Origin of the sequence: Mycobacterium saskatchewanense, assembly GCF_010729105.1 — a bacterium.
In the GTDB taxonomy this organism is placed as follows: Bacteria; Actinomycetota; Actinomycetes; order Mycobacteriales; family Mycobacteriaceae; genus Mycobacterium; species Mycobacterium saskatchewanense.
Genome location: NZ_AP022573.1, coordinates 3,865,069 through 3,887,992, shown reverse-complemented (window position 1 = coordinate 3,887,992; position 22,924 = coordinate 3,865,069). Strand labels below are relative to the sequence as shown.

Sequence of the window (22,924 nt, the reverse complement as noted above, 5' to 3'; positions counted from 1 at the left end):
GGACCGGCGAGATGTCGTACGTCGTTACAGCGCCCGACCTGCTGGCGGCCACGGCCGCCCAAGTGGAGAACATCGGATCGGCGATCAGCGCCGCCGGCGGGGCAGCTATGGGCCCGACGACCGGTTTGCTCGCGGCCGCGCAGGATGAGGTGTCGGCGGCCATCGCCCAGCTGTTCGCCGGGTACGGCCGGCAATACCACGCGCTGATCTCTCAGGCCGGGCTCTTCCACAGCGAATTCACGCAGGCGTTGGCCGGTGCGGCGAACACCTATGCGCAGGCCGAAGCCGCCGCCGCGGCCACCCTCCTAGGCCCGGCCCCCGCCGCCGGTGGTGGGCCCAGCCTGTTGACGACGCTGGCCCAGTCGCCGTCGGGTGATCCGTTGTACGCGGTGATCATGGGCGGCACCGGCAACCCGCTGCCCGCGACCCAATACGTGAACAGCATCTTCAACGCGTACATCAGGCCGCAGCTCCCGGCGGCCATTCCGTTGGGCCTGTTCACCTCGGAGCAGTTCTGGCCGATCACCCCGAATCTCGGCAGCTTGACGTTCGCACAATCCGTGACCAAAGGCGTCGGCCTCCTCAACAGCCAGCTGACGACGCTGCTCGGCAATTCCACCAACGGCGCCTTCGTTTTCGGCTACTCGCAGAGCGCCACGATCGCCACCAACGAAATCAACGCCCTGCTGGCGCTGCCCGCGAATCTGCAGCCGCTGCCGAACCAGTTGTCGTTCATGCTGGTCGGCAACCCGAACAACCCCGTCGGGGGCCTGCTCGCGCGCTTCCCCGGCTTCTACATTCCGGGCCTGGACGTGCCGTTCAATGGCGCTACTCCCCAATCACCTTGGCACACAAGCATTTACACGATCCAGTACGACGGTATCGCCGATACCCCCCAGTACCCGCTCAATCTGGTCGCCGACCTCAACGCCTTCATGGGCTACTTCGCCGTCCACAGCAGTTACCCGGACCTGACGGCCGCCCAGCTGGCCAACGCCGTGCACTTGCCGACCAGCGGCGGCAACACCGACTACTACATGATCATGACGCAGAACCTGCCGCTGCTCTCGCCGATCCGCGCCATCCCTTACGCCGGTCCGCCGATCGCCGACATCTTCCAGCCCACGTTGCGGGTGCTCGTCGACCTGGGCTATGGCGATTACGGGGCAGGCCTCAACTACGCGAACGTGCCGACTCCGGCCGGCCTGCTGGACATACCGAACCCCTTCACCGTGATTCCCGACCTCGCGCTGGGGGCGGTGCAGGGCCCGTACGGCGCCGCGGTGGAGATCGGCGTGGAGGCGGGGCTGTTGTCGCCGTCGTACTTCCCCGACGCCTACCCGTGGGTGCCGTCGACGAATCCCGGCCTCAACTTCTTCCTCGGCCAGCCGAGCACGACCCTGCTGTCGACGCTGAGCGGGGTCGTCGGGAACGTGCTGCACATCATTCCACCGATCTAGAGCTGATAGCCGCGTCGGCGCTGTCGGATCCGAGTGGGGAGTGCTGGCGGATGGTTTCATCCCGGATCAGCCCACGCAGCAGCGCGGTGCTGAACTCCGCGGCGATCTCCTTGGCGGTGCGCCGGCCGCTCGGCCGCAGCCAGCGGTAGCTACCCAGCGTCATCCCGATATAGCCGAGGGCCACCACGTGGGAGTCGCACTCGAAGAACTCGCCGCTGGCGATCCCGCGGTCGATCAGCCCATGCACGTGCTCGTAGACCTGGGCTTCCTTCTCGCGGACCTCGGCGACCTGCTCGGCGGTGAACCACTCGGTGATGTACGGCTGCTCCTGGAAGTAAACCGCGGCCCGCTCCGGGTTGGCGGCGATCCCGGTGAGCAGCCGGACGGTGTATTGGTACAGCGCCTCGCGCGCCGTCCAGGTCGGGTCGTCGTGGACGGCGGCCAGCGTGCCTTCGGCGGCCTGCCGGTAGATATCGAACAGGATCAGCGACTTGCTGGCGTAGTAGTGGTACACCGTCGCCTTGTTCAGCCCGATCACGTCGGCGACGTCGTCCATCCGGGTGCCGTGATAGCCGCGGGCGGCGAACAGCTTGGTGGCCACGGCCAGCAACTCCTCGCGGCGCGTCAGGCCGTTGTCGGATGGCATCTTTGCTCACTATCGTCACTGCCGGCGGGGAGGGCCGGATCGCGGATAAGGCTAATTATCAACTAACTGGTTGGCCAGTTTAGGCATGACGCCGGGTGTCGGACCGCCAAGGATGGGACTAGACTCACTTGACGAACCAAGTCGCGACTCGAAGGGATGGACCATGGACCCAAGTCCGGACTACGACGCAAGCGACGAAATCGAGTTCTTCCTCCGGTATGTGCCGTGGGGCCTGCGGGGTGTCGTCGACGGTAACGGTTACCCGCCGCCCGCCTACCCGCCCGTCTAACTACGCTTTTCGGCGGTGACCCGCTTCGCCCGGCTCCGCCGCGCTCCCGATCACCTACGCTTTTCGGCGGTGACCCGCTTCGCCCGGCTCCGCCGCGCTCCCGATCACCTACGCTTTTCGGCGGTGACCCGCTAGCTAGAGGGCTTTGAGTTCCTCGGCGACCTCGGTCACCGATTTCTTAGCGTCCCCGAACAGCATGGTCGTTCCGTCGGCGTAGAACAGCGGGTTGTCGATGCCCGCGAATCCTGAATTCATCGAGCGCTTCAGCACGATCACCGACCTGGCCTTGTCCACATTGAGAATCGGCATGCCGTAGATCGGGCTGGACTGTTCGTTCCTGGCCGCCGGGTTGGTGACGTCGTTCGCGCCGATGACGATCGCGACGTCGGTCCGCGAGAACTCGTCGTTGATGTCGTCCATGTCCTTCATGGCGTCGTAGTCCACCTCGGCCTCGGCCAGCAGCACGTTCATGTGCCCGGGCATTCGGCCGGCCACCGGATGGATGGCGTATTTCACCGGCACGCCCTTCTCCTCGAGCAGGCTCGCCATGTCCTTGACGGCGTGCTGGGCCTGCGCGACTGCCAGGCCATAGCCCGGGACCACGATCACCTGGTTGGCGTAGGCCATCTGGATCGCAGCGTCGGCCGCCGACGTCGACTTGACGTGCTTGTCTCCGCCGCCGTCACCGCTGGGCGCCACCCCGCCGCCGCCGAATCCGCCCGCGACGATCGCGGGGATCGAGCGGTTCATCGCCTTGGCCATCAGGTTGGTCAGGATCGAGCCGGAAGCGCCGACGATCATGCCCGCCACGATCATCGCGGTGTTGTTCAGCGCAAGGCCGGCCGCGGCCGCCGACAGCCCCGTCATCGCGTTGAGAAGCGAGATGACCACGGGCATGTCGGCGCCACCGATGGGCAGGACCACCATCAGGCCCAGCACGCCGGCGGCGGCGAGCAGGCCGATCATCCACCACAGCGACGCCCCGCCCGTCCCGGGATGGGCGTGCACGCCGACGACCACGGCCGCGGCCACCGCGCCGACGAGCAACAGCAGATTGATCGGCTGCTGGGCCTTGCCGAACCCGATCGGTGACCCGGAGATGATCTCCTGCAGCTTGCCGAACGCGATGATCGATCCCCAGAACGAGATGGATCCGATGATCGCGGCGAACAGCGACGCCACCACGATGTGCACCGTCGGCGACTCGCCGTGCTGGAAGGCCGAAAAGCCCTTCGTCTCAAGGAATTCCGACAGCGCGATGAGCGCGACGGTGCCGCCGCCGACCCCGTTGAAGAAGGCCACCAGCTGCGGCATGGCGGTCATCTTGGTCAGGCGCGCGGGCGGGACGCCGAGCACCAGCCCAACCACCAGGGCGGCAATGATCAGCGGCCACTGGGTGGTGTGCCGGATCGCGACCAGCGTGGCCGCCACCGCGATGGCCATGCCGACCGCGGCGATGAGGTTGCCCCGAACCGCGGTCTTGGGCCCGGTCAGGCCCATCAGCCCGTAGATGAAGAGGGCAAACGAAACGATGTACAGCCCGATCACCAGGTAGTTCATTTGGACACCGACTTCTGGGGCTCCTCGGCTTTGGCGGGCGATTTCTTCTTGCCCTTGAACATGCCCAGCATGCGGTCGGTCACGATAAACCCGCCGATCACGTTCAGCGTGCCGAACACCACCGCGACGAACAGGATGATCTGCACCGCCACCGACGGGTGCTCCACCTCCCCGAACACCACCAGCGCGCCGAGCACCACGATGCCGTGGATGGCGTTGGTGCCCGACATCAGCGGGGTGTGCAGCGTGTTGGGCACCTTGGAGATCACCGCGAACCCCACGAACCCGGACAGCACCAGGATCGCCAGGTTGGCCAGTAGGTCGTCGTACATTTCTAGGCTTTCTGTGCTCGGGTCACGCAGGATGCCGCGATGACCTCGTCGTCGAAGTCCGGGTCCAGCTTGCCGTCTTTGACCAACAGGTCCAGCAGCGCCGTGATGTTCTTGCTGTAGAGCTCGCTGGCATGCTCGGGCATGGTCGCGGGCAGGTTCAGCGGGGCGGCGATCGTCACGCCGTGCTTGACGACGGTCTGCCCGGGCTCGGTGAGTTCGCAGTTGCCCCCGGTTTCGCCCGCGAGGTCGACCACGACGCTGCCGGGCTTCATTCCTTCCACCGCTGCGGCGGTCACCAGGCGCGGCGCTGGCCGGCCCGGGACCAGCGCCGTGGTGATCACAACGTCGAACCCGGTGATCGCCTTCTCCAACGCCTGCTGCTGCTCGGCGCGTTCGGCTTCGGTGAGTTCACGGGCGTAGCCGCCCTCGCCCGCCGCGTCGATGCCGACGTCGAGCCACTGCGCCCCCACAGAGCGGACCTGGTCGGCGACCTCGGGCCGAACGTCGTAGCCGGTGGTCCGCGCGCCGAGCCGCTTGGCGGTGGCGAGCGCCTGCAGCCCGGCTACGCCGACGCCGAGCACCAGCACGGTGGCCGGCTTCACGGTTCCCGCCGCCGTCGTCAGCATGGGGAAGAACCGGGTCGATTCCGAGGCCGCCAGCAGCACGGCCTTGTATCCGGCGACGTTCGCTTGGGACGACAGCGCGTCCATCACCTGGGCGCGCGAGATGCGGGGGATGGCCTCGAGGGCGAACGCTTGCACACCGGCCTCGGTCAGCGCGCCGATCGAGTTGTCGGCGTTGCGCGGCGCCAGGAAGCCGATGAGCGTCTGCCCCTGGCGCAGCTTGCGCACCTCGTCGGCGGTCGGCGGCGCTACCTTGACAACGATGTCGGCGGCCCAGGCGTCCCCGATGCTGGCCCCGGCCGCGGTGTAAAGGTCGTCGGGCAGCAGCGCCTTCTCTCCCGCGCCGGACTCGACCACCACCGCCACGCCGCTACCCACCAGCGACGCGACCGCTTTGGGTACCAACGCGACGCGCCGCTCGTCGGGGCCGGACTCGGCGACCACTCCCACCGTCGTGTGCGCATCTGTCATGGCGCGTACATCTACTTTCTCTACTTCACGGATTGCCGGCCGGTGCTAGCCGGCGCGCTCAGCCACCCTAACCGGCGCTGCGGGGGCGCCTTTTTCCAGGCTCGACACATAAACGTCCGCGATGACACGCCGCCGTTGATCGCACACGTTTATGACTCGCGCGGCTGGAGGGGCGACGGCGGCCGAGTGGGATCACGAGGCCCGGCGCCTCCGGATCCCCAGCCCCTCCAGCCCCTAGACACATAATCGTCCGCGACGACACGCCGCCGTTGATCGCACACGTTTATGACTGGCGCATCCCGATCGACAACGACGATTAAGCGTCCCGCCGGTGACCGGAAACGAGGCGTCACCGCACGTGTCCTATCGTGACCGTCATGGACTTCGCGATGTCGGCAAAAGCCAACGACTACCACAAGCGACTGTCCGACTTCATGATCGAGTACGTCTTTCCGGCCGAGGCCGACTACGACAAATTTCGTCACGAGGCCGGCCCGAATGACCACACCGTTCCGCCGATCATCGAGGAACTCAAGAAGAAGGCCAAGGAGCTCGGCCTGTGGAACCTGTTCCTACCGGCTGAGTCCGGACTGACGAACCTGGAGTACGCCCCGCTCGCCGAGTTGACGGGGTGGAGCCTGGAGATCGCTCCGGAGGCAATCAACTGCGCTGCGCCCGACACCGGCAACATGGAAACCCTGCACCTGTTCGCCACCGAGGAGCAGCGCAAGCAGTGGCTCGAGCCGTTGCTGAACGGCGAGATCCGCAGCGCCTTCTCGATGACGGAGCCGGCGGTCGCCAGCAGCGACGCCCGCAACATCGAGACCTCGATCGTGCGCGACGGCGGCGACTACGTCATCAACGGCCGCAAGTGGTGGACCTCGGGTGCTTCCGACCCGCGCTGCAAAATCCTCATCGTGATGGGCCGCACCAACCCCGACGCCGCCTCGCACCAGCAGCAGTCGATGGTCCTGGTGCCCATGGACACCCCGGGCGTGACGGTTGTGCGTTCCACCACGGTCTTCGGTTACCAGGACCAGCCCGGCCACTGCGAGATCATCTACGACAACGTCCGGGTGCCGGTCACGAACCTGCTCGGCGAAGAGGGTGGCGGCTTCGCTATCGCCCAAGCCAGGCTGGGCCCGGGTCGCATCCACCACTGCATGCGTGCGCTCGGCGGCGCCGAACGCGCGCTCGCCCTCATGGTCGACCGGGTGCAGAATCGCGTGGCCTTCGGCCGCCCGCTGGCCGAGCAGGGCGTGGTTCGGGAGGCGATTGCCAAGTCGCGCAATGAGATCGATCAGGCCCGGCTGTTGTGTCACAAGGCGGCGTGGACGATCGACCAGCACGGCAACAAGGCAGCCCACACGTTGGTCTCGCAGATCAAGGCGGTGGCGCCGCAAGTGGCCTGCGATGTGATCGACCGCGCCATCCAGGTGCACGGCGCCGCCGGGGTTAGCGAGGACACGGTGCTCGCCCGCTCGTACGGCTGGCATCGGGCCATGCGCCTGTTCGACGGCCCCGACGAGGTGCACATGCGGACCATCGCCCGCGCCGAGCTCGGCCACGAGAAGTCACCGTTCGCGGCGGCGGTCACCTGAGATGGCGGCGGCACTGCGGGAACTGCCCGGCGCGTGGAATTTTCGCGACGTCGCCGACGGAGCCACCGCGCTGCGGCCGGGGCGGCTGTTCCGGTCGAGTGAGCTGAGCCGGCTCGACGAGGACGGCCGGGCGACGCTACTGCGGTTGGGCATCACCGACGTCGCCGACCTGCGGGCCTCCCGCGAGGTCGCCCGCCGCGGACCGGGCCGGGTGCCCGACGGCGTCGACATCCATCTGCTGCCGTTCCCCGATCTCGCCGACGACGAATCGAATGACGGTGCGGCGCCACACGAACACGCTTTCCAGCAGCTGCTGACCAACGGTGAACCGGACGAGTCCATCAACGAGACCACGGTCCGCTACATGATCGACGAGTACCGGCAATTCCCCACCCGCAATGGGGCGCAGCGCGCGGTGCGCCGCGTCATCACGCTGTTGGCGGCGGAGCGTCCGGTGCTGACGCACTGCTTCGCGGGCAAGGACCGCACCGGCTTCGTGGTGGCGACGGTACTGGAGGCGGTCGGCGTCGACCGCGACACCATCGTCGAAGATTACCTGCGCAGCAACGAGGCCGTGCCGGACCTGCGGGCCCGGATCTCCGAGATGATCCAGCAAAGGTCGGACACCGAGCTGACCCCGGAGGTCGTCACCTTCACCGAGGCCCGCCTGTCCGACGGCGTTCTCGGTGTCCGCACGGAATACCTGGCCGCGGCGCGCCAGACGATCGATGACGAATTCGGTTCGCTGGACGCCTACCTGCGCGACGCGGGGGTCACTCCGGAGGATGTCGACCGCTTACGCGACGCGCTCCTCGGCTGACGCAAAACGCGAACATGAACGGGGGATGGTTCTAAGCTGACTCCTGCCGGTTCCAGCGATGCGCCGTATGCGGGTTGGCAGCGTCTTCGGTACCGCGACCAAAACCGTATCGCCGGAAGGAACCCCGATGTCGACTTTGATTGCGCAGCCCCAACTCCTGGCCTCGGCCGCGGCGGACGCGTCCGCGATCGGCTCGGCCATCGACGAGGCCCGGGCCGCCGCCGCCGGTTCGACCACCAACCTGGTGGCGGCCGCGCAGGACGAGGTCTCGGCCGTCACCGCGGAGTTCTTCGGCGCGTTCGGCCAGGAGTACCAGGCGCTACTGCAGCAGGCGACCGCGTTCCACAACCAGTTCGTCGCTTCGTTGGGATCGGCCGGGACCGCGTACACCCAGGCCGAGAACGAGATCGCGGCCATGCTCGGGCTCAACTACACCAGCCCCGTTTTCGGGCAGGCGCTTCAGGCGGCCGACCCGGCTGTGGCCGTCAACCTGATCATGACGGGCAGCGGCACCGCCACCCCGTCGACGACGTACCTGAACAACGTCTTCACCCGATACCTGTCCGCCCTCAATCCCTTCGGGCCCTTCCTCAATGGCCCGCTCCAGGCCGTCTCCACGCCGGAGGGGCTGTATCCGTTCACCGGCGTCAAGGACCTGACGCTGGACATCTCGCTGGCCCGCGGGGTCACCGAACTGAACAATGCCATCAACCAGGCACTGGCCACCGCCGCAGGACAACCCGTGTCGGTCCTGGGTTACTCGCAGAGTGCGATCATCGCCTCGCTGGAGATGCCGAACCTCGCCGCCGCGGGCGTCCACGCAAACCAGATGTTCTTCACCCTGCTGGGTGACCCGGCCAACCCCAACGGCGGCCTCCTCGCGCGCTTTCCCGGCCTGAGCTTCCCGAGCCTCGGCGTCACGTTTGGCACCTCGACGCCGAGCAACCTCTTCCCGACCAGCATCTACTCCCTCGAATACGACGGATTCGCCGACTTCCCGCGCTACCCGATCGACATCTTCTCCGACCTCAACGCACTGGCGGGCATCGTGTTCGTGCACGGCACTTACCCGACCCTCGACCCGGCACATATTGCGCAGGCCTTCTTGCTGCCCGGTTCGGAGAACCTGGGCACCCCGAACAGCATGACGAACTACTACATGATCCCCACCGAGAACCTGCCGCTGCTGACGCCGCTGCGCGCGATCCCGTTCCTCGGGAACCCGTTGGCGGACCTGATCCAGCCGGACCTGAAGGCGATCGTCAACTGGGGCTACGGCGACCCGAACTTCGGGTTCTCCACCAGTCCCGCCAACGTGCAGACCCCGTTCGGATTCCTGCCGCCGCTGAGCGCGACCGCACAGCTGGGACCGCTCCTGGCCAGCGGCACCCAGCAGGGGATCACCGCGTTCGCGAACGACATCTCCGCCATGGTCCCGACGTCGCTACCCAGCCTGTCGAGCCTGACGAGCCTCATCCCGGGAGCCGGAGCCACGGGCGGAGCCGTGCTGGCCGCCCCGGCGATCCCGTCGTTCAACGACGTCATCGCCGGCATCCAGTCGGCCAACACCACGGTGGTCAACACCCTGACGGCCGACTTCTCGACTGCCTACGCGACGCTGCTGCCGACCGCGGACATCGGGACCGCCATCGCCGTCACCCTGCCGTCCTACGACTTCAACCTGTTCCTCGACGGCATCTCGGAAGCGGTCGACGGCAACGTGATTGGGGGGCTGATGGACGCCTTCGGCCGACCGATCGCCGCCAACATCGGGCTGACGACGCTGGCGGGCGGATTCGAACTCATCAACTTCGTCAACGCCGGCGAAACGATCTTCACGGGCGTCCCGAACCCCGGCCCGCAGTGAGTGCTTGGCGCTCGCCGATAAGCACTGCACCACACCGCGTTTCGCCCTGCCCCCAGGGCTGAGCGCAAAACTCGGACAAAACGGCCCGGCCCCTCTACGCTGACCACGTGTTTACGTGGTGAATGATCCAGCGGAAGGGCTCGCGTCCATGAGTTTCGTCCTCGCTCAGCCAGCGTTCATGGCGACCGCGGCCGCCGATGTGACGGCGATCGGCTCGACGATCGGCGCGGCCAACGCCGCGGCGGCCGGCGCGACGACCGGTGTGGTAGCCGCGGCGGGCGACGAGGTATCCGCGGCAACCGCGGCCCTGTTCGACGAATACGCGCGGGGCTACCAGGAACTCGTCCGGCAGGCGGGGGCATTCCACGACCAGTTCGCGGCGGCCCTGGCCGCAGCCGGGACCGCCTACGCCGAGGTCGAGACCGAGGCGTCGACCGCCCTCCAGTCACTGATCGCACCGGCACAGACCGGTGCCGCGTCGGCGCTGGCCGCCGCCCCCGCCGCGGCGACACCCGTTGACGTGTCACTGATCCTGGGCGCCAGCGGCGTGCCGATCCCGAGCGCGCAATACATCGCCTCGGCCTACGCCAAGTACATCTCGCCGTTCTTCACCACCAACAACATCCAGGGCCTGTTCACGCCCGAGGGCCTCTACCCGATCACCGGGATCAAGGACCTGACCCTCAACATCTCGGTGGACCGCGGCCTCACGATCCTCAACAACGCGATCATGGGCCAGCTCGCGGCGGGTAACCACAGCGTCAACGTCTTCGGCTACTCGCAGGGTGCCATCCTGGCCGCGCTCGAGCTTCCGATCCTGCAGGCCGCCCATGTGGATCCGACCTCGGTGAGCTTTGTCCTCGTCGGCAACGAGATGACCCCCAACGGCGGTCTGCTAGCCCGCTTCCCGGGCCTGAACATCCCCAGCCTCGGCCTGCCGTTCTACGGCGGGATGAACGCGAACACGGGGTTCACCGTCATCAACAACACGCTCGAATACGACGGGTTCGCCGACTTCCCCCAATACCCGATCAACTTCCTGTCCGACCTCAACGCCCTGATGGGCATCATCTACGTGCACGGCACCTACCTGCAGATCCCGGACGCTCAGCTGGCCACGGCCATCACCCTGCCGACCACCCCCGGCTACGCCGGCGGGACCACCTACAACATGATCCCCAGCCCCCACCTGCCCCTGGTCGAGCCGCTGCGCGCCATTCCCTATATCGGCAACCCGCTCGCCGAGCTGCTCCAGCCGGATCTGCGCTACATCGTCAACTGGGGCTACGGCGACCCGGCCTACGGCTGGTCGACCGGCCCGGCCAATGTGACCACCCCGTTCGGCCTGTTCCCGCCGCTCAGCGCGACCACCTCGCTGCCCGGCTATCTGGTCAGCGGGGCGCACGAAGGAATGGTCAACGCGTTCAACGCATTACAGGCCGAGGGACCGCCGGTGCTGCCACACCTGTCGCTGCCCGACCTCGGCGGGGGCGGACAGTTCTCTTTGCCGTCGCCCGGAACGTTGCTGTCCCCCGCGTCCATCGACGGGTTCATCCACGGCCTTCAGACGGCCAACACAAACCTCGTCGACACGTTCGCCTCGGACGTGTCGACGGCCTACGCGACGCTGCTGCCGACGGCCGACATCGCGACCGCCGTGGCCGTCACGCTGCCGTCGTACGACGCGAACCTGTTCCTCAACGGGATCTCGCAGGCCGTCGCCGGCCAGCCGATCGAGGGGCTCATGCATGCGTTCGGCGACCCGATCGCCGCCGACGTCGGACTCGGCACCGTCGCGGGGGGCGTGAACTTCCTGGTGTTCGCCAGCGCGCTCGGCACGATCTTCAACGGCACGCCGCATCCGACGCCGTAACGGCCTCACGGAAATGGGCAGGTGGCTCTAAGCTGTCTGATGCGGGGGGTCGTGAAGGGAAAACCGTATGGCGGGCTTAGCCATTCAACCGCAATTACTGGCCGCTGCCGCTGCTGACGCCGCGGGAATTAACTCGGCGATCGGCGCTGCCGGGGCCGCGGCCGCGGCACCGACGACGGCCATTACGGCCGCGGCCGCCGACGAGGTCTCGGCGGTCACCGCGGCTATCTTCGGCGCGTACGGCCAGGAATATCAGGCGCTGCTCGGGCGCGCGGTCGCCTTCCACGACCAGTTCGTAGCGGCGCTGTCCGCCGCGGGAAGCGCCTACGAGGGAGCCGAGATTGCGGCGTCAAACGCGTTGCACACTCTCGCGGCCGACGCGCTGGCGCTGCTGAGCGGCAACGCCGGGCCCACCATGTCGACCGTGACGGGGACGATATCGGCGACGCAGAGTTTCGCCGCAGGCGACCCGATTTATACCTTGGTCCTCGGTGCCAGTGGCTACCCCATTCCGTCGCAGGAGTACATCGACGGGATTCCGCCCCTGTTCACCAACCCGTTCTGGGGTGCCGGCACCAACATCGGGATCAGCACGCCCGAGGGTTTGTACCCGCTCACCGGAATCAAGGACCTGACCCTGGACGTGTCATTGGCCCGCGGGCTCACGATCCTCAACGACGCGATCCAGCAGTACGCGATCCTGGGCGGCACCGCGAACACCGTCAACGTCTTCGGCTACTCGCAGAGCGCCATCATCTCTTCCCTGGAAATGCACCTGCTCAACCCCACCAACACGCCGGGGATGAGCCTGCTACCTCCCGGCGTGAACCTGAACTTCACGCTGGTCGGCGATCCCGCCAACCCGAACGGCGGTGTGTTCGCCCGCTTTCCGGGCCTGACCTTGCCGAGCCTCGGCCTGACGTTCGGCACTGCCACGCCGGACAACTCCTTCCCGACCCACATCTACACGATCGAGTACGACGGCTTCGCGGACTTCCCGCAGTACCCCCTCAACTTCCTCTCCGACCTCAACGCCTTCTTGGGCATCATCGAGCTGCACGGCGGCTACCCATTCCTGACACCCGACCAGATCGCGAACGCCATTCACCTGACCAACACGGTGGGCCATCCGCTCACGGACTACTACATCGTTCCCACCAAGGACCTGCCGCTGCTGGCCCCGGTGCGGGCGATACCGGTCATCGGCCACCCGATCGCCGATCTTCTGCAACCGGATCTGCGCGTGATCGTCGACCTGGGTTACGGCAGCACCACGCAGGGTTGGTCGCCCGATCCGCCGAACGTCCCGACGGCCTTCGGCGTGATCCCGCCGGTCAGCCCCGGCGGCGTCCTTTCCGCTCTCGGGACCGGGGCCCAGCAAGGCGTCACCGCCTTCGTGAACGACATTCGAGCGGATCTGGCTACGCCACCGAGCTTTTCGCTGCCCGACCTGACGTCGCTGGGGACCGGCGGGTCCGGCCTGATTCCCGCACTGACGTCGGCGTTGTCCTCGCCGAACAGTTTCATCGCATCGCTCGAGTCGGCGAACACGAACGTCAGCGACGCCATCGCGACCTCCGCCTCGGCGGCGTACTCGACCCTGCTCCCGACTGCCGACGTGGCAACCTCGCTCGTGGCCTCGGTCCCGTCCTACGACGCGAACCTTTTCCTGGACGGGGTGGAACAAATAGCCAGCGGCGATCCGGCGGGAGGGCTGCTCTACGCGTTGGGCGCTCCGCTTGCCGCCGACACGGCCTTGGCCACCCTGTTCGGCGGCTTCGAGGTGCGGGTCTTTCAGCACGCGGCATCCACGATCCTGGATGCCTGGACGGGCACGGTTCCCCCAACGCCCGGTTAGCCGGCGCACTCAGGGCTCGAGCACGACCTTACCGAGCACTCCGCCGTCGGCCAGGCTCTGCAGCGCGGCCTGACCCTCGGACAACGGATAGCGTTGTGGCGGCGGCGGCTTGAGCCCGAGGAACACCAACTGGCTCAGGCCCCAGGCGAACAACGCCGCCGAGCCGGGAACCTTGTTGAGGTATTCGCCCCACGCGACGCCCACGACGCTGACGTTGCGCAGCAGCAGCCGATTGACCTTGACGGTCGGGATGCTCCCCGCGGCGAAGCCGATCACCAGCAGCTTGCCGTCGATCGCGAGCACGCGGACCGCGTCGTCGAACGCCGGACCGCCGATGGGGTCGACGACGATGTCCACGCCGCGGCCCCCGGTGTAGTCGCGCACCCGCTGGGCCCAGTCCTCGGCCAGCGGCACTACCAGATCCGCGCCGACCGACGACACGAAGTCCGCCGCGGCCTCCCGGTGCACCACACCGATCACCTTGCGCGCGCCCATCGCCTTCGCGACCTGTATCGCCGCGGTGCCCACCCCGCCGGCGGCCCCGAGCACCAGCACCGTGTCGCCCGTCCGCATGGCGGCGCGACGCGCCAGGGCGAAATACATGGTGTTGTAGTTCACCAACAGCGACACCGCTTCGGCGTCGTCGAGTTCGGCGGGACTGCGGATCACGTTGGGTACCGGAACGGCCACCTGCTCGGCGTAGGCGCCCAAAATCCCGAACGCCGAAACCCGCTCGCCCTCTTTGAATCCCGAGCCCGCGGGCGCCGAAAGTACCACCCCGGCCGCCTCCATTCCCGGGACGAACGGCGGGGGGAGCTTGAGCTGATACTCGCCCTTGCTCAGCAGCAGGTCCGGGAAGCAGACCCCCGCGGCCCGTACGTCGATGACGACGTTGTTTCCGTCGCCGCTGACGTCCTCGATGTCGGTGTACACCATGCCGTCCGGGCCGGACAGCCGCTGTACGACGCAGGCTTTCATGGCCCCTACAGCTTGAACGCGGCCCGCTGTGCGTGGGAGAGGTCGGTGATCTCGCCCCAGTGCTCGCCGATGTCCTGCACCGACGGCGGGTTGTCGAAGGTCGTCCCGTCGTTCTGGAACAGGGCGACCCGCTGGACCTTGCCGCCGCCGACCACGAAAACCGATGCGGTGTCTGGGCATTCCTCGGTGCACAGGTAGGCCACCACCGGCGCGACGTACTCGGGCGTCAGCTTCTCGAACACCTCCTTGGGGAGGATGTCCTCGGTCATCCGGGTGGCCGCGATCGGCGCGACGGCGTTGGCGTGGATGTTGTACTTCGCGCCTTCCTGCGCCAGCGTGTTGATCATGCCGACCAGGCCGAGCTTGGCCGCGCCGTAGTTGGTCTGCCCGAAGTTGCCGAAGAGGCCGCTGGTGGAGGTGGCGACGACGACCCGCCCGTAGCTCTGCTCGCGGAAATGCGGCCAGGCGGCGCGCAGCACGTTGTAGCCGCCGTACAGGTGCACCTTGAGCACGGCGTCCCAGTTCTCGAACGTCATCTTGTGGAAGGTGCCGTCGCGCAGGATCCCGGCGTTGCTCACCACGCCGTGCACGGCGCCGAACTCGTCGACCGCCGTCTTGATGATGTTGGCCGCGCCCTCCGGCTCGGCGACGCTGTCGTAGTTGGCGACGGCTCGGCCACCCGCGTCCTTGATCTCGGCGACGACGTGGTCGGCCATGTTGTGGCCGGCTCCGGTGCCGTCGCGGGCGCCGCCCAGGTCGTTCACGACGACGCTGGCGCCCTCGCGGGCGAGGGTCAGGGCGTATTCACGCCCCAGGCCGCCGCCGGCTCCGGTGACGACGATGACGCGATCCTGCACTCCTGGCATCAGGTTCCTCTCTAAGGTGAAAAACGTGTCCCGGCAAGCATTTCGGGCAATCAGAACATCCTGCGCGCCATCTTGAACGCGCGCTGGGTGTAGGGCGGGTAGATGAAGCTCGACAGGTCGGGCCGTGTCGGTTTGGTCAGCACCGACTTGCGGTGGCTGAACTCCTCGAATCCGTACTTTCCGTGGTAGGCGCCCATGCCCGACGCGCCGACGCCGCCGAACGGCAGCTTGGCCGTCGACACCTGAAAGGCGATGTGGTTGACGAGCATGCCCCCCGCCGGCACCTCTTTGATCACCCGTTCGCGCGTCTCACGCGCTTTGGTGAACAGGTACGCCGCCAACGGCTTTGCGCGCGAATTGACGAAACGTATTGCCTCGTCCAGGGATCGGACGGTGATGACCGGCAGGACCGGGCCGAATATCTCGTTCTGCATCAAGGGGCCGTCGGGATCGGGGTCGACCACCACCGCCGGTTGGATGCGCAGGCTGGCACGATCGCAACTACCGCCGACGGCGACCCTGCCGTCCCCACCGGACAGGTAACCGCTGATCCGGTCGAACTGGCGCTGGTTGACGATCCGCACACCGTTGGGCCTGTCGGACGTGAACTTGTTGATGGCGGCGGCAATCTTGTCCACGAGCTCGTCGCGGATCTGTGCGTCCGCAATCACGTAATCCGGTGCCACACAGGTCTGTCCGTTGTTGAGCAGTTTCATCCAGGCGATCCGCTTGGCGGCGACGTCGATGTCGGCGTCGGCCGCCACGATCACCGGGCTCTTACCGCCCAACTCCAGCGTGCACGGGGTGAGGTGCGGCGCGGCGCCCTCGTAGACCTTGCGGCCGATCTCGGTGCCGCCGGTGAACATCACGCGGTCCAGGCCCTGCGCGATCAGCTCCTGGCTGACCGATCCGTCCCCCTCGACCACCGCGATCGCATCACTGTCGAGGTAGCGCGGCACCAGCTCGGCCATGAGGCGTGACGACGCGGGGGCGATCTCCGAGGGCTTGAGAATGACCGCGTTCCCCGCGGCGATCGCGCCCACCGCCGGGCCCAGCGTCAGGTAGAAGGGGTAGTTCCAGGCGCCGATGATCAGCACGGTGCCGTACGGCTCGTATTCCACCCAACCCCGCCCGGGCAGCTGCGGGATTTCCAGCAGTTTGTAGCGGCGGCGCGTCCACCTGCGCACGCGCTTGGCCGCATACTTCGCTTCCCCGGCGGTCGTGGCGACATCGGCGATGTAGGCCTCGAACGGGTGCCGGTCCAGATCCTCGACGAGCGCGGCGCCGATCGCGTCCTCGTTCTCCTCCATCAGCTTCTGCAACTGCAGAAGCTGCCTCCTGCGCCATTCGATGTCGCGGGTGCGTCCGGTGGCGAACGTCTTGCGAAGCCGGGCGACCGTGGCGGGGATGTCGACCGGCGGGGGTGTCGGCGCTCCGTTGGCGGATCCGGATGTCTTGGGTGCAACCGATTCGGTGGTCATCATTGTCCTTCCGTGCTCGGGTCATCCCGGAGGGTGATAACCGCGATCCTAACCATCCGGTTGGGAGAGCAGTAGAAAGGATCCGCCCGTCAGGGCTTGGTTGCCGTCACGAAGCTGTTGGCGAACGGCCGGTCCTCGGACCGCGGCGGGCGTCCCAGCCGCAGCGCCTCCTCGCGCGCGCCGACCGTGCGGGTGGCCCAGCCGTGCGCGCCGAACCACTCGGCCGAGTCGGGGCGACCTTCGTCGTCGAACCAGAGATCGAACGGGTTGAACGAGGTGTCCTGGCCGCGCGCTTCGCGCTTGGCCTTCAACTCGGCCCACCTCTCCTCGGCTTCGCGACGCTTCTCGGGGTCGATCCCGAAGATCTCGACCGCCACCCGGCTGCCCGGCCCGCTCAGCTCGTCGATCGAGGCGAACATGGCCTCCTGCGCCGCCGCCGGCAGAAAGGGAAGTAGCCCCTCGGCCAGCCAGGCGGTGGCGCGACCGGCGTCGAATCCCGCGTCGCGCAACGCCTGCGGCCAGTCGTGGCGCAGATCGACGGGCACGGGCCGCCGGTCGGCGGCGGGAGTAGCGCCGTGGTCGGCGAGGACGGTCGCCTTGTACTCGAGCACCTTGGGCAGGTCGATCTCGTAGACGACGGTGCCGGCGGGCCACGCCAACCGGTACGCGCGCGAATCCAGGCCGGCGGCGAGGATCACGACCTGCCGGATTCCGGCGTCGACGGCGTTCCCGAAGTACTCGTCGAAGAAGTGGGTGCGTACCGCCTGGTAGTCGATCATGGCCTGGGCGTCGACGGCGGACTCCGGGTCGTCATCGTCAGACCCGGCCCACCAGGCGGCCACCTGCTCGCGCACCCCCTCGAGCTCGGGCGTGGAGACCAGCGGTTCGGCGAACTGGTCGCGTATCAGCGGGTCGGCGGCGGCCGTCTCGCGGGCACGGGCCAGCGCGACCATCACCGCGGTCGCCCCAACGCTGGTGGCGATGTCCCAGGAATCGTCCAGGGTGCGCGCCATCTACAGACGCTCCGCGATCACGAAGTCGGAGAACGCGTCTTTGTCGTCGGCCATCGGGACGCTCTCGATCCAGCGGCCGAGCCGGCGCATCTCGTCCGTCGAGGCCTGCGCGCGGGCGCGCCAGCCGTTCTTGTTCAGCCAGTCCGTGACGTCCGCCCGGTGCTCGTCGCGGTACATCAGCTCCCCGACGTCGACGGTGTCCTCGAGGCCGAGCTCGTCGGCCACCTTGCGGAACCGCTCGCGCATCTGTTGGCGCCGTTCGTCGGCGTGGGTGGGCGCGGTCTCCGCCGACACCCGACTCCCGGGCGGGCTCAGCTCGCCGATCAGGGTGAACAACCGGTCCTGGGCCTCGGCCGGCAGGTACATCAGCAGGCCCTCGGCCAGCCACGCCGTCCGGGCCGCCGGGTCGAAGCCCGCTGCGCGCAACGCCGCCGGCCAATCCTGACGCAGGTCGATGGCCACCTCGCGACGATCGGCCGACGGCGTCACCCCGTGCTCGGCCAGCGTGGCGGATTTGTACTCCAGCACCTGCGGCTGGTCGATCTCGTAGACCGTGGTGCCGGCGGGCCAGTCCAGGCGGTACGCGCGGGAGTCCAGCCCCGAGGCCAGGATCACGATCTGCCGGATCCCGTCGGCGACGGCGTCCTTGAAGTAGGTGTCGAAGAAGTTGGTCCGCACGGCCTGGTAGCCGCGCATGTGCTCGAGCTGGGCCGCAGACTCCTCGTCGAGGGCCTCCACCTTGGCGGCGACCTCCGGGTCGAGCATCGCCTCCCACAGCACGCCCGCGCCGGCGTTGGTGACCAGGAGTTTGGCGTACGGGTCCCGGATGAGGGGGTCCGGCCGCTCGGTCTCGACGGCGCGCGCGGCGGCCACCATGACGGCGGTGCTGCCGACGCTGGTCTTGATGTCCCAGGTGTCGTCGTGGCTGCGCAGTGAGCTCATCGCGTTGACTCCTTACCAGTCGGTCAGGCGAATGGGGCGTCGAGGCGCCCGCGCAGCAACGTGCTGCGGACCGCCTCGTCGGACAGGTCGTCGGGCACCGGGCGACCGAGGCGGGCCATCTCCTCGCGGTTGTTCACGGCGCGCACCTGCCAGCCGTGCTCGGCCAGCCACTCGGCGGCATCGGAGCGGTCGGGCTCGTGGAACGTCAGCGCGTGGACGTTGACGTCCAGTCCCAGTCGCTCGCGCATCCGCTGCCAGCGCTGAGAGTTGCTGCGCGTGTTCAGGCCGAAAGCCTCGATGGCGACCTGACTGCCCGGGGCGCTCAGCGCGGTGAACATCTCGAACAGCCGGTCCTGCGCGTCGCTCGGCAGGTACGGCAGCAGGCCTTCGGCAAGCCACGCCGTCGGCTGGGTGCGATCGAACCCGGCGGCCGTCAGGGCGGCCGGCCAGTCGTCGCGCAGGTCCACCGCGACCGGACGCCGGCTGGCGGCGGGAACCGCGCCGTGCCGTTCCAGCGTCCCGGTCTTGTATTCCAGGACCTTGGGCTGGTCGATCTCGTAGACGACGGTGCCGGCGGGCCACGCCAACCGGTACGCGCGCGAATCCAGGCCGGCGGCGAGGATCACCACCTGGCGGATTCCGGCGTCGACCGCGTTCCCGAAGTACTCGTCGAAGAAATGGGTGCGCACGGCCTGGTAATCGATGCCCAGGCGGTGCGCGCGCCGGCCCTGCTCGTCGCCGTCGAGCCAAGCCAGCTCCGGGTCGGCGAGCCGCGCCCACGGGGCACCGGCCGAAGACACCAGGATCCGGGCGAATTCGTCGCGGATCAGGGGGGCGGGTCCGGCGGTCTCCGCCGCGCGCGCGGCGGCGACGCCCAGCGCGGTGGCGCCGACGAGTTCGGTGATGGCCCAGCTGTCCCCGGCGGTCCGCAGTGAAGGAGGTAAGGAAGCGTCCACATCAGTCATGACCGCATCATCGTACCGGAGTAAGTTAGGCAAACTATGCGCTCTGTGCGCCACGTCACTGCGCGCGGATCACTCCCCCGGTCCCCAGAGCGCACCTTCCAGCAGCTGCCGCAGGATCTCGGTGACCGCCAGCATCTCTTCGTGGCTGCGGACGTAGCCGGAATAGAAGCCCACGCCGCACAGCACGACCAGCAGCGTCTCGACCAGTGCGGAGGCGTCGATATCGGCCGCCACCTCGCGGTGCTCGATCGCATCCTTGACCGCCCACGTCAGAAACTCGCGGCTGATTCGCACTGAATCGTTTTCGATTCCGCTTAATTCTGGGTGCCGTTGCGATTCCAGCACGGCGGTTACCAAAAACGCCGATACCGCGGGATTCTCGGAATTGGCGCGTACGGCGACAGAGATGAAAGCCGTCAGCCGCCCGACCAGTGTGGTCTGCCCCTTGGCCTGTCGAATGCCGGAACCGATGATCAATTCGTTGGTCTGGGCCAATACTTCCCGATATAGCAGTCGCTTACTGGGGAAGTAGTGATTGATCGCGGGCCTCGTCAGATCGGCGCGGCCCGCGATGCCCTGAAAGGTGGCGCCGTCATAGCCACGCTCACTGAACACCACGCGAGCCGCCTGCACGATGCGCTGACGCGTCTCGTCCGCTTTTGCGGCGGGAGGGCGTCCCGGCCTGCGGCTCGCCGTCGGAGACATTGCTAAAGTGTGCCACCGCCACGGTGCGGCATTAAAGCGTTTGGCGGGATACTGCCGAACTTTCCGTCTTGATAGTCCTGCACCGCCTGGATCAATTCGCTGCGCGAGTTCATCACGAATGGCCCGTAGTGAAATACGGGCTCGCGGATCGGTTGACCGCCCAACAACAACACATCCATTGCGGTGGCCGAAGAGGAGTCCTGCGCCGAATGCGCCCCGACGGTGATCCGGTCCCCGGCGCCGAGTACCGCCAACTGACCGTGGCGAATGGGATGGGCGTCCGGACCGACATATCCGCTGCCGGACAACACGTAAACCAGCGCATTGAAATCGCGGCGCCACGGCATGCCGAGCCGCGCTCCGTTGTGGATCGTCGCGTGCGCCAGGGTGATCGGCGTGTGCGTGCTGCCAGGCCCGCGACGGCCGTCGACCTCGCCGGCGATGATGCGCACCAGCGCTCCGCCGTCGTCGGACGCCAGCAGGCCCACGTCAGCCCCTTCAATGGCCTGGTAGCGGGGCGCGGCGAACTTGTCCTTCTTCGGAAGGTTCACCCACAGCTGGACGCCGTGAAATAAGCCGCCACTGTCCACCAATTCGGCGGGCGGGGTCTCGATGTGCAGAATGCCGGAACCGGCCGTCATCCATTGCGTCGCACCGTCGGTGATCAGGCCGCCCCCGCCGTGGGAATCCTGGTGCGCGAATTTCCCGTCGATCATGTAGGTGACCGTTTCGAATCCGCGGTGCGGGTGCCAGTCGGTGCCGCGCGGCTCCCCCGGTTGATAGTTGACCTCACCCATCTGGTCCATGTGGACGAACGGGTCGAGTGCCGCCGCGCTGACCCCGGCGAAGGCCCGGACGACCGGGAACCCCTCGCCCTCGTGACCGCGCGGGCCGGTGCTGATCGAGCGCACGGCGCGCTCGGCGTCCGCGGGGCGGGCCGCGCTCAGGCGCGGCAACGCCAGGGTGTCCGCCGTGACAGCAGGCATCTTGACCTCCATGTTTTCGTAGCTTTACCCCTATAACCGGACCAGAGTCCGGTTATTCCGTGGTGTGCCCACCACCCGGCCGACCAGCGTCCTTCTGCATAGGATGACGTGATGGATGGGGGATCCGGCGAGTCGGCGGAGGGCGAGCCGCTGCCCCACGAGGCGTCCGTCCGCGGGGCGGGAGGCCGGTTCGGGGCGTCGATCCGCGGGTCCGGCTACCTGCAGAAGTGGCTGCTGCTCGTGGTGATCATCGGCGTCATCGCCGGGCTGGGCGCCGTCGTGTTCTACCTCTTGCTGAAGTACACGAGCGATTTCCTGCTCGGTTACCTGGCGGGCTACGACCTGCCCAAGCCGGTCGGGGAGGGCGGCGGGCGCGGGTCCACCGGCTTCCGGCGGGCCTGGGCGATTCCGTTGATCACGACGGCCGGCGCGCTGCTGTCGGCGCTGCTGGTGGCCGCGCTCGCCCCCGAAGCCACCGGCCATGGCACCGACGCGGCCATCGAGGCGGTGCACACCGATCCGCGGGCGATCCGCTTCCGGGCGGTGCTGGTGAAGATGGTGGCCAGCGCGTTGACGATCGGTTCGGGCGGTTCGGCCGGCCGCGAGGGGCCGACCGCCCAGATCTCGGCCGGGTTCTGTTCGTTGCTGACGCGCCGGCTCAACCTGTCCGACGAGGACGGCCGGATCGCCGTGGCGCTGGGCATCGGCGCGGGGATCGGCGCGATCTTCGCCGCGCCGCTGGGCGGGGCCGTGCTGGCCGCGTCGATCACCTACCGCGACGACTTCGACTACCGCTGCCTGCTGCCGGGGTTCATCACCTCAGGGACCGCGTACGCGGTGCTGGGCGCGTTTCTCGGCTTCGATCCGCTGTTCGGGTTCATCGACGCCGAGTACCGCTTCGAAAAGGCGGGGCCGCTGTTGTGGTTCGTCGTCATCGGCCTGGCCGCGGCCGCCGTCGGCTACCTGTACGCCCGGGTCTTTCACGCGTCGGTCCGCATCACCCGCCGGCTCCCCGGCGGCCCGGTGCTCAAGCCGGCCATCGGCGGGCTGCTGGTGGGCCTGCTCGGACTGGCGATCCCGCAGATCCTCAGCAGCGGCTACGGCTGGGCGCAGCTATCGGCCGACCGCGGCTCCCTGATGCACATCCCGCTCTGGGTGGTCGTGGTCCTCCCGTTCGCCAAGATCGTCGCCACGTCGCTGTCGATCGGCAGCGGCGGGTCCGGCGGGCTGTTCGGGCCGGGCATCGTGATCGGCGCGTTCGTCGGGGCCGCCGTCTGGCGGCTGGGCGAACTCCTCGCCTTGCCCGGGGTGCCCCACGAGCCCGGCGTGTTCGTCGTCGTCGGGATGATGACGTGCTTCGGCAGCGTCGCGCGCGCACCCCTGGCCATCATGATCATGGTCGCGGAGATGACCGGATCGTTCTCGGTGGTGCCGGGTGCGATCCTGTCCGTCGGCATCGCGGCACTGCTCATGTCGCGCACCAACGTCACCATCTACGAGGCCCAGCGGCTCAACCGCGAGACCGCCGCGGCCGAGCGCGAGCGTGGGGAGGCCCCGACGGCCGGAACGGCCGGCTAGGACCGCCCAG

The 22,924-nt window shown here is 67.9% G+C and carries 20 protein-coding genes; 8 read left to right on the top strand and 12 right to left on the bottom strand.

The features are described 5' to 3' along the window. Positions 1 to 11 precede the first annotated feature (11 nt). Positions 12 to 1,460: a PE family protein gene (locus tag G6N56_RS18325; RefSeq protein ID WP_085254362.1), complete on the top strand. Its 1,449-nt coding sequence runs from the start codon at positions 12 to 14 to the stop codon at positions 1,458 to 1,460. Here G6N56_RS18325 and G6N56_RS18320 read toward each other — a convergent pair. Beyond that, the gene (locus G6N56_RS18320) at positions 1,444 to 2,106 is read right to left on the bottom strand and encodes a TetR/AcrR family transcriptional regulator (protein ID WP_085254361.1); all 663 of its coding nucleotides are present in this window, start codon (positions 2,104 to 2,106) and stop codon (positions 1,444 to 1,446) included. The genes G6N56_RS18325 and G6N56_RS18320 overlap by 17 nt on opposite strands. Positions 2,107 to 2,269: 163 nt before the next feature. On the opposite strand from G6N56_RS18320, the gene G6N56_RS18315 reads away from it, so the two are divergent. After that, a complete protein-coding gene (locus G6N56_RS18315; RefSeq protein ID WP_090350544.1) occupies positions 2,270 to 2,395 on the top strand; it encodes a hypothetical protein in 126 nt (41 codons plus the stop codon). Positions 2,396 to 2,530: 135 nt separating this feature from the next. Here the strand turns inward: G6N56_RS18315 and G6N56_RS18310 are convergent, their stop codons facing one another. From G6N56_RS18310 to G6N56_RS18300, 3 genes are read right to left on the bottom strand one after another with little or no spacing between them, the layout of a single operon-like run. Continuing rightward, a complete protein-coding gene (locus G6N56_RS18310) occupies positions 2,531 to 3,955 on the bottom strand; it encodes an NAD(P)(+) transhydrogenase (Re/Si-specific) subunit beta (RefSeq protein WP_085254360.1) in 1,425 nt (474 codons plus the stop codon). After that, positions 3,952 to 4,287 (bottom strand): NAD(P) transhydrogenase subunit alpha part 2, encoded by a 336-nt coding sequence (locus tag G6N56_RS18305; protein WP_085254359.1) that lies wholly within the window; start codon positions 4,285 to 4,287, stop codon positions 3,952 to 3,954. Before G6N56_RS18305 ends, G6N56_RS18310 begins: the two co-directional genes overlap by 4 nt. Before the next feature lie 2 nt (positions 4,288 to 4,289). Continuing rightward, positions 4,290 to 5,381: a Re/Si-specific NAD(P)(+) transhydrogenase subunit alpha gene (locus G6N56_RS18300; protein WP_085254358.1), complete on the bottom strand. Its 1,092-nt coding sequence runs from the start codon at positions 5,379 to 5,381 to the stop codon at positions 4,290 to 4,292. Positions 5,382 to 5,770: 389 nt separating this feature from the next. On the opposite strand from G6N56_RS18300, the gene G6N56_RS18295 reads away from it, so the two are divergent. The 5 genes from G6N56_RS18295 to G6N56_RS18275 all read left to right on the top strand — a co-directional run bounded on the left by G6N56_RS18295 (position 5,771) and on the right by G6N56_RS18275 (position 13,400). Beyond that, entirely contained in the window at positions 5,771 to 6,982 is a 1,212-nt protein-coding gene (locus tag G6N56_RS18295; protein WP_163645220.1) for an acyl-CoA dehydrogenase family protein, read from the top strand. 1 nt (position 6,983) lies between these two features. Then, positions 6,984 to 7,802 (top strand): tyrosine-protein phosphatase, encoded by an 819-nt coding sequence (locus G6N56_RS18290; protein ID WP_085254357.1) that lies wholly within the window; start codon positions 6,984 to 6,986, stop codon positions 7,800 to 7,802. A 127-nt stretch (positions 7,803 to 7,929) separates the two neighbouring features. After that, entirely contained in the window at positions 7,930 to 9,669 is a 1,740-nt protein-coding gene (locus tag G6N56_RS18285; RefSeq protein WP_085254442.1) for a PE family protein, read from the top strand. A gap of 148 nt (positions 9,670 to 9,817) precedes the next feature. After that, entirely contained in the window at positions 9,818 to 11,542 is a 1,725-nt protein-coding gene (locus G6N56_RS18280; protein WP_085254356.1) for a PE family protein, read from the top strand. Between the two features lie 67 nt (positions 11,543 to 11,609). Next, positions 11,610 to 13,400: a PE family protein gene (locus tag G6N56_RS18275; RefSeq protein WP_085254355.1), complete on the top strand. Its 1,791-nt coding sequence runs from the start codon at positions 11,610 to 11,612 to the stop codon at positions 13,398 to 13,400. 9 nt (positions 13,401 to 13,409) lie between these two features. On the opposite strand, the gene G6N56_RS18270 is transcribed toward G6N56_RS18275, so the two are convergent. From G6N56_RS18270 to G6N56_RS18235, 8 genes are all read right to left on the bottom strand, one after another. After that, positions 13,410 to 14,378, bottom strand: a complete 969-nt coding sequence (locus tag G6N56_RS18270; protein WP_085254354.1) for an NADPH:quinone oxidoreductase family protein — start codon at positions 14,376 to 14,378, stop codon at positions 13,410 to 13,412. Between the two features lie 5 nt (positions 14,379 to 14,383). Then, complete coding sequence (locus tag G6N56_RS18265) at positions 14,384 to 15,244, bottom strand: SDR family oxidoreductase (RefSeq protein ID WP_085254353.1); 861 nt, start codon at positions 15,242 to 15,244, stop codon at positions 14,384 to 14,386. A gap of 50 nt (positions 15,245 to 15,294) precedes the next feature. Then, positions 15,295 to 16,728, bottom strand: a complete 1,434-nt coding sequence (locus tag G6N56_RS18260) for an aldehyde dehydrogenase family protein (protein WP_085254352.1) — start codon at positions 16,726 to 16,728, stop codon at positions 15,295 to 15,297. 86 nt (positions 16,729 to 16,814) lie between these two features. Continuing rightward, positions 16,815 to 17,738 (bottom strand): class I SAM-dependent methyltransferase, encoded by a 924-nt coding sequence (locus G6N56_RS18255; protein ID WP_085254351.1) that lies wholly within the window; start codon positions 17,736 to 17,738, stop codon positions 16,815 to 16,817. After that, positions 17,739 to 18,671, bottom strand: a complete 933-nt coding sequence (locus G6N56_RS18250; protein WP_142280464.1) for a class I SAM-dependent methyltransferase — start codon at positions 18,669 to 18,671, stop codon at positions 17,739 to 17,741. A 32-nt stretch (positions 18,672 to 18,703) separates the two neighbouring features. Further along, positions 18,704 to 19,645, bottom strand: coding sequence for a class I SAM-dependent methyltransferase (locus G6N56_RS18245; protein WP_085254349.1), 942 nt, complete (start codon positions 19,643 to 19,645; stop codon positions 18,704 to 18,706). Positions 19,646 to 19,714: 69 nt separating this feature from the next. Further along, positions 19,715 to 20,350: a TetR/AcrR family transcriptional regulator gene (locus G6N56_RS18240; RefSeq protein ID WP_085254348.1), complete on the bottom strand. Its 636-nt coding sequence runs from the start codon at positions 20,348 to 20,350 to the stop codon at positions 19,715 to 19,717. 2 nt (positions 20,351 to 20,352) lie between these two features. Next, positions 20,353 to 21,336, bottom strand: coding sequence for a pirin family protein (locus tag G6N56_RS18235; protein WP_085254441.1), 984 nt, complete (start codon positions 21,334 to 21,336; stop codon positions 20,353 to 20,355). Positions 21,337 to 21,447: 111 nt separating this feature from the next. Between G6N56_RS18235 and G6N56_RS18230 the strand changes: the two genes are divergently transcribed. Next, the gene (locus G6N56_RS18230; protein WP_085254347.1) at positions 21,448 to 22,914 is read left to right on the top strand and encodes a chloride channel protein; all 1,467 of its coding nucleotides are present in this window, start codon (positions 21,448 to 21,450) and stop codon (positions 22,912 to 22,914) included. Positions 22,915 to 22,924 lie beyond the last annotated feature (10 nt).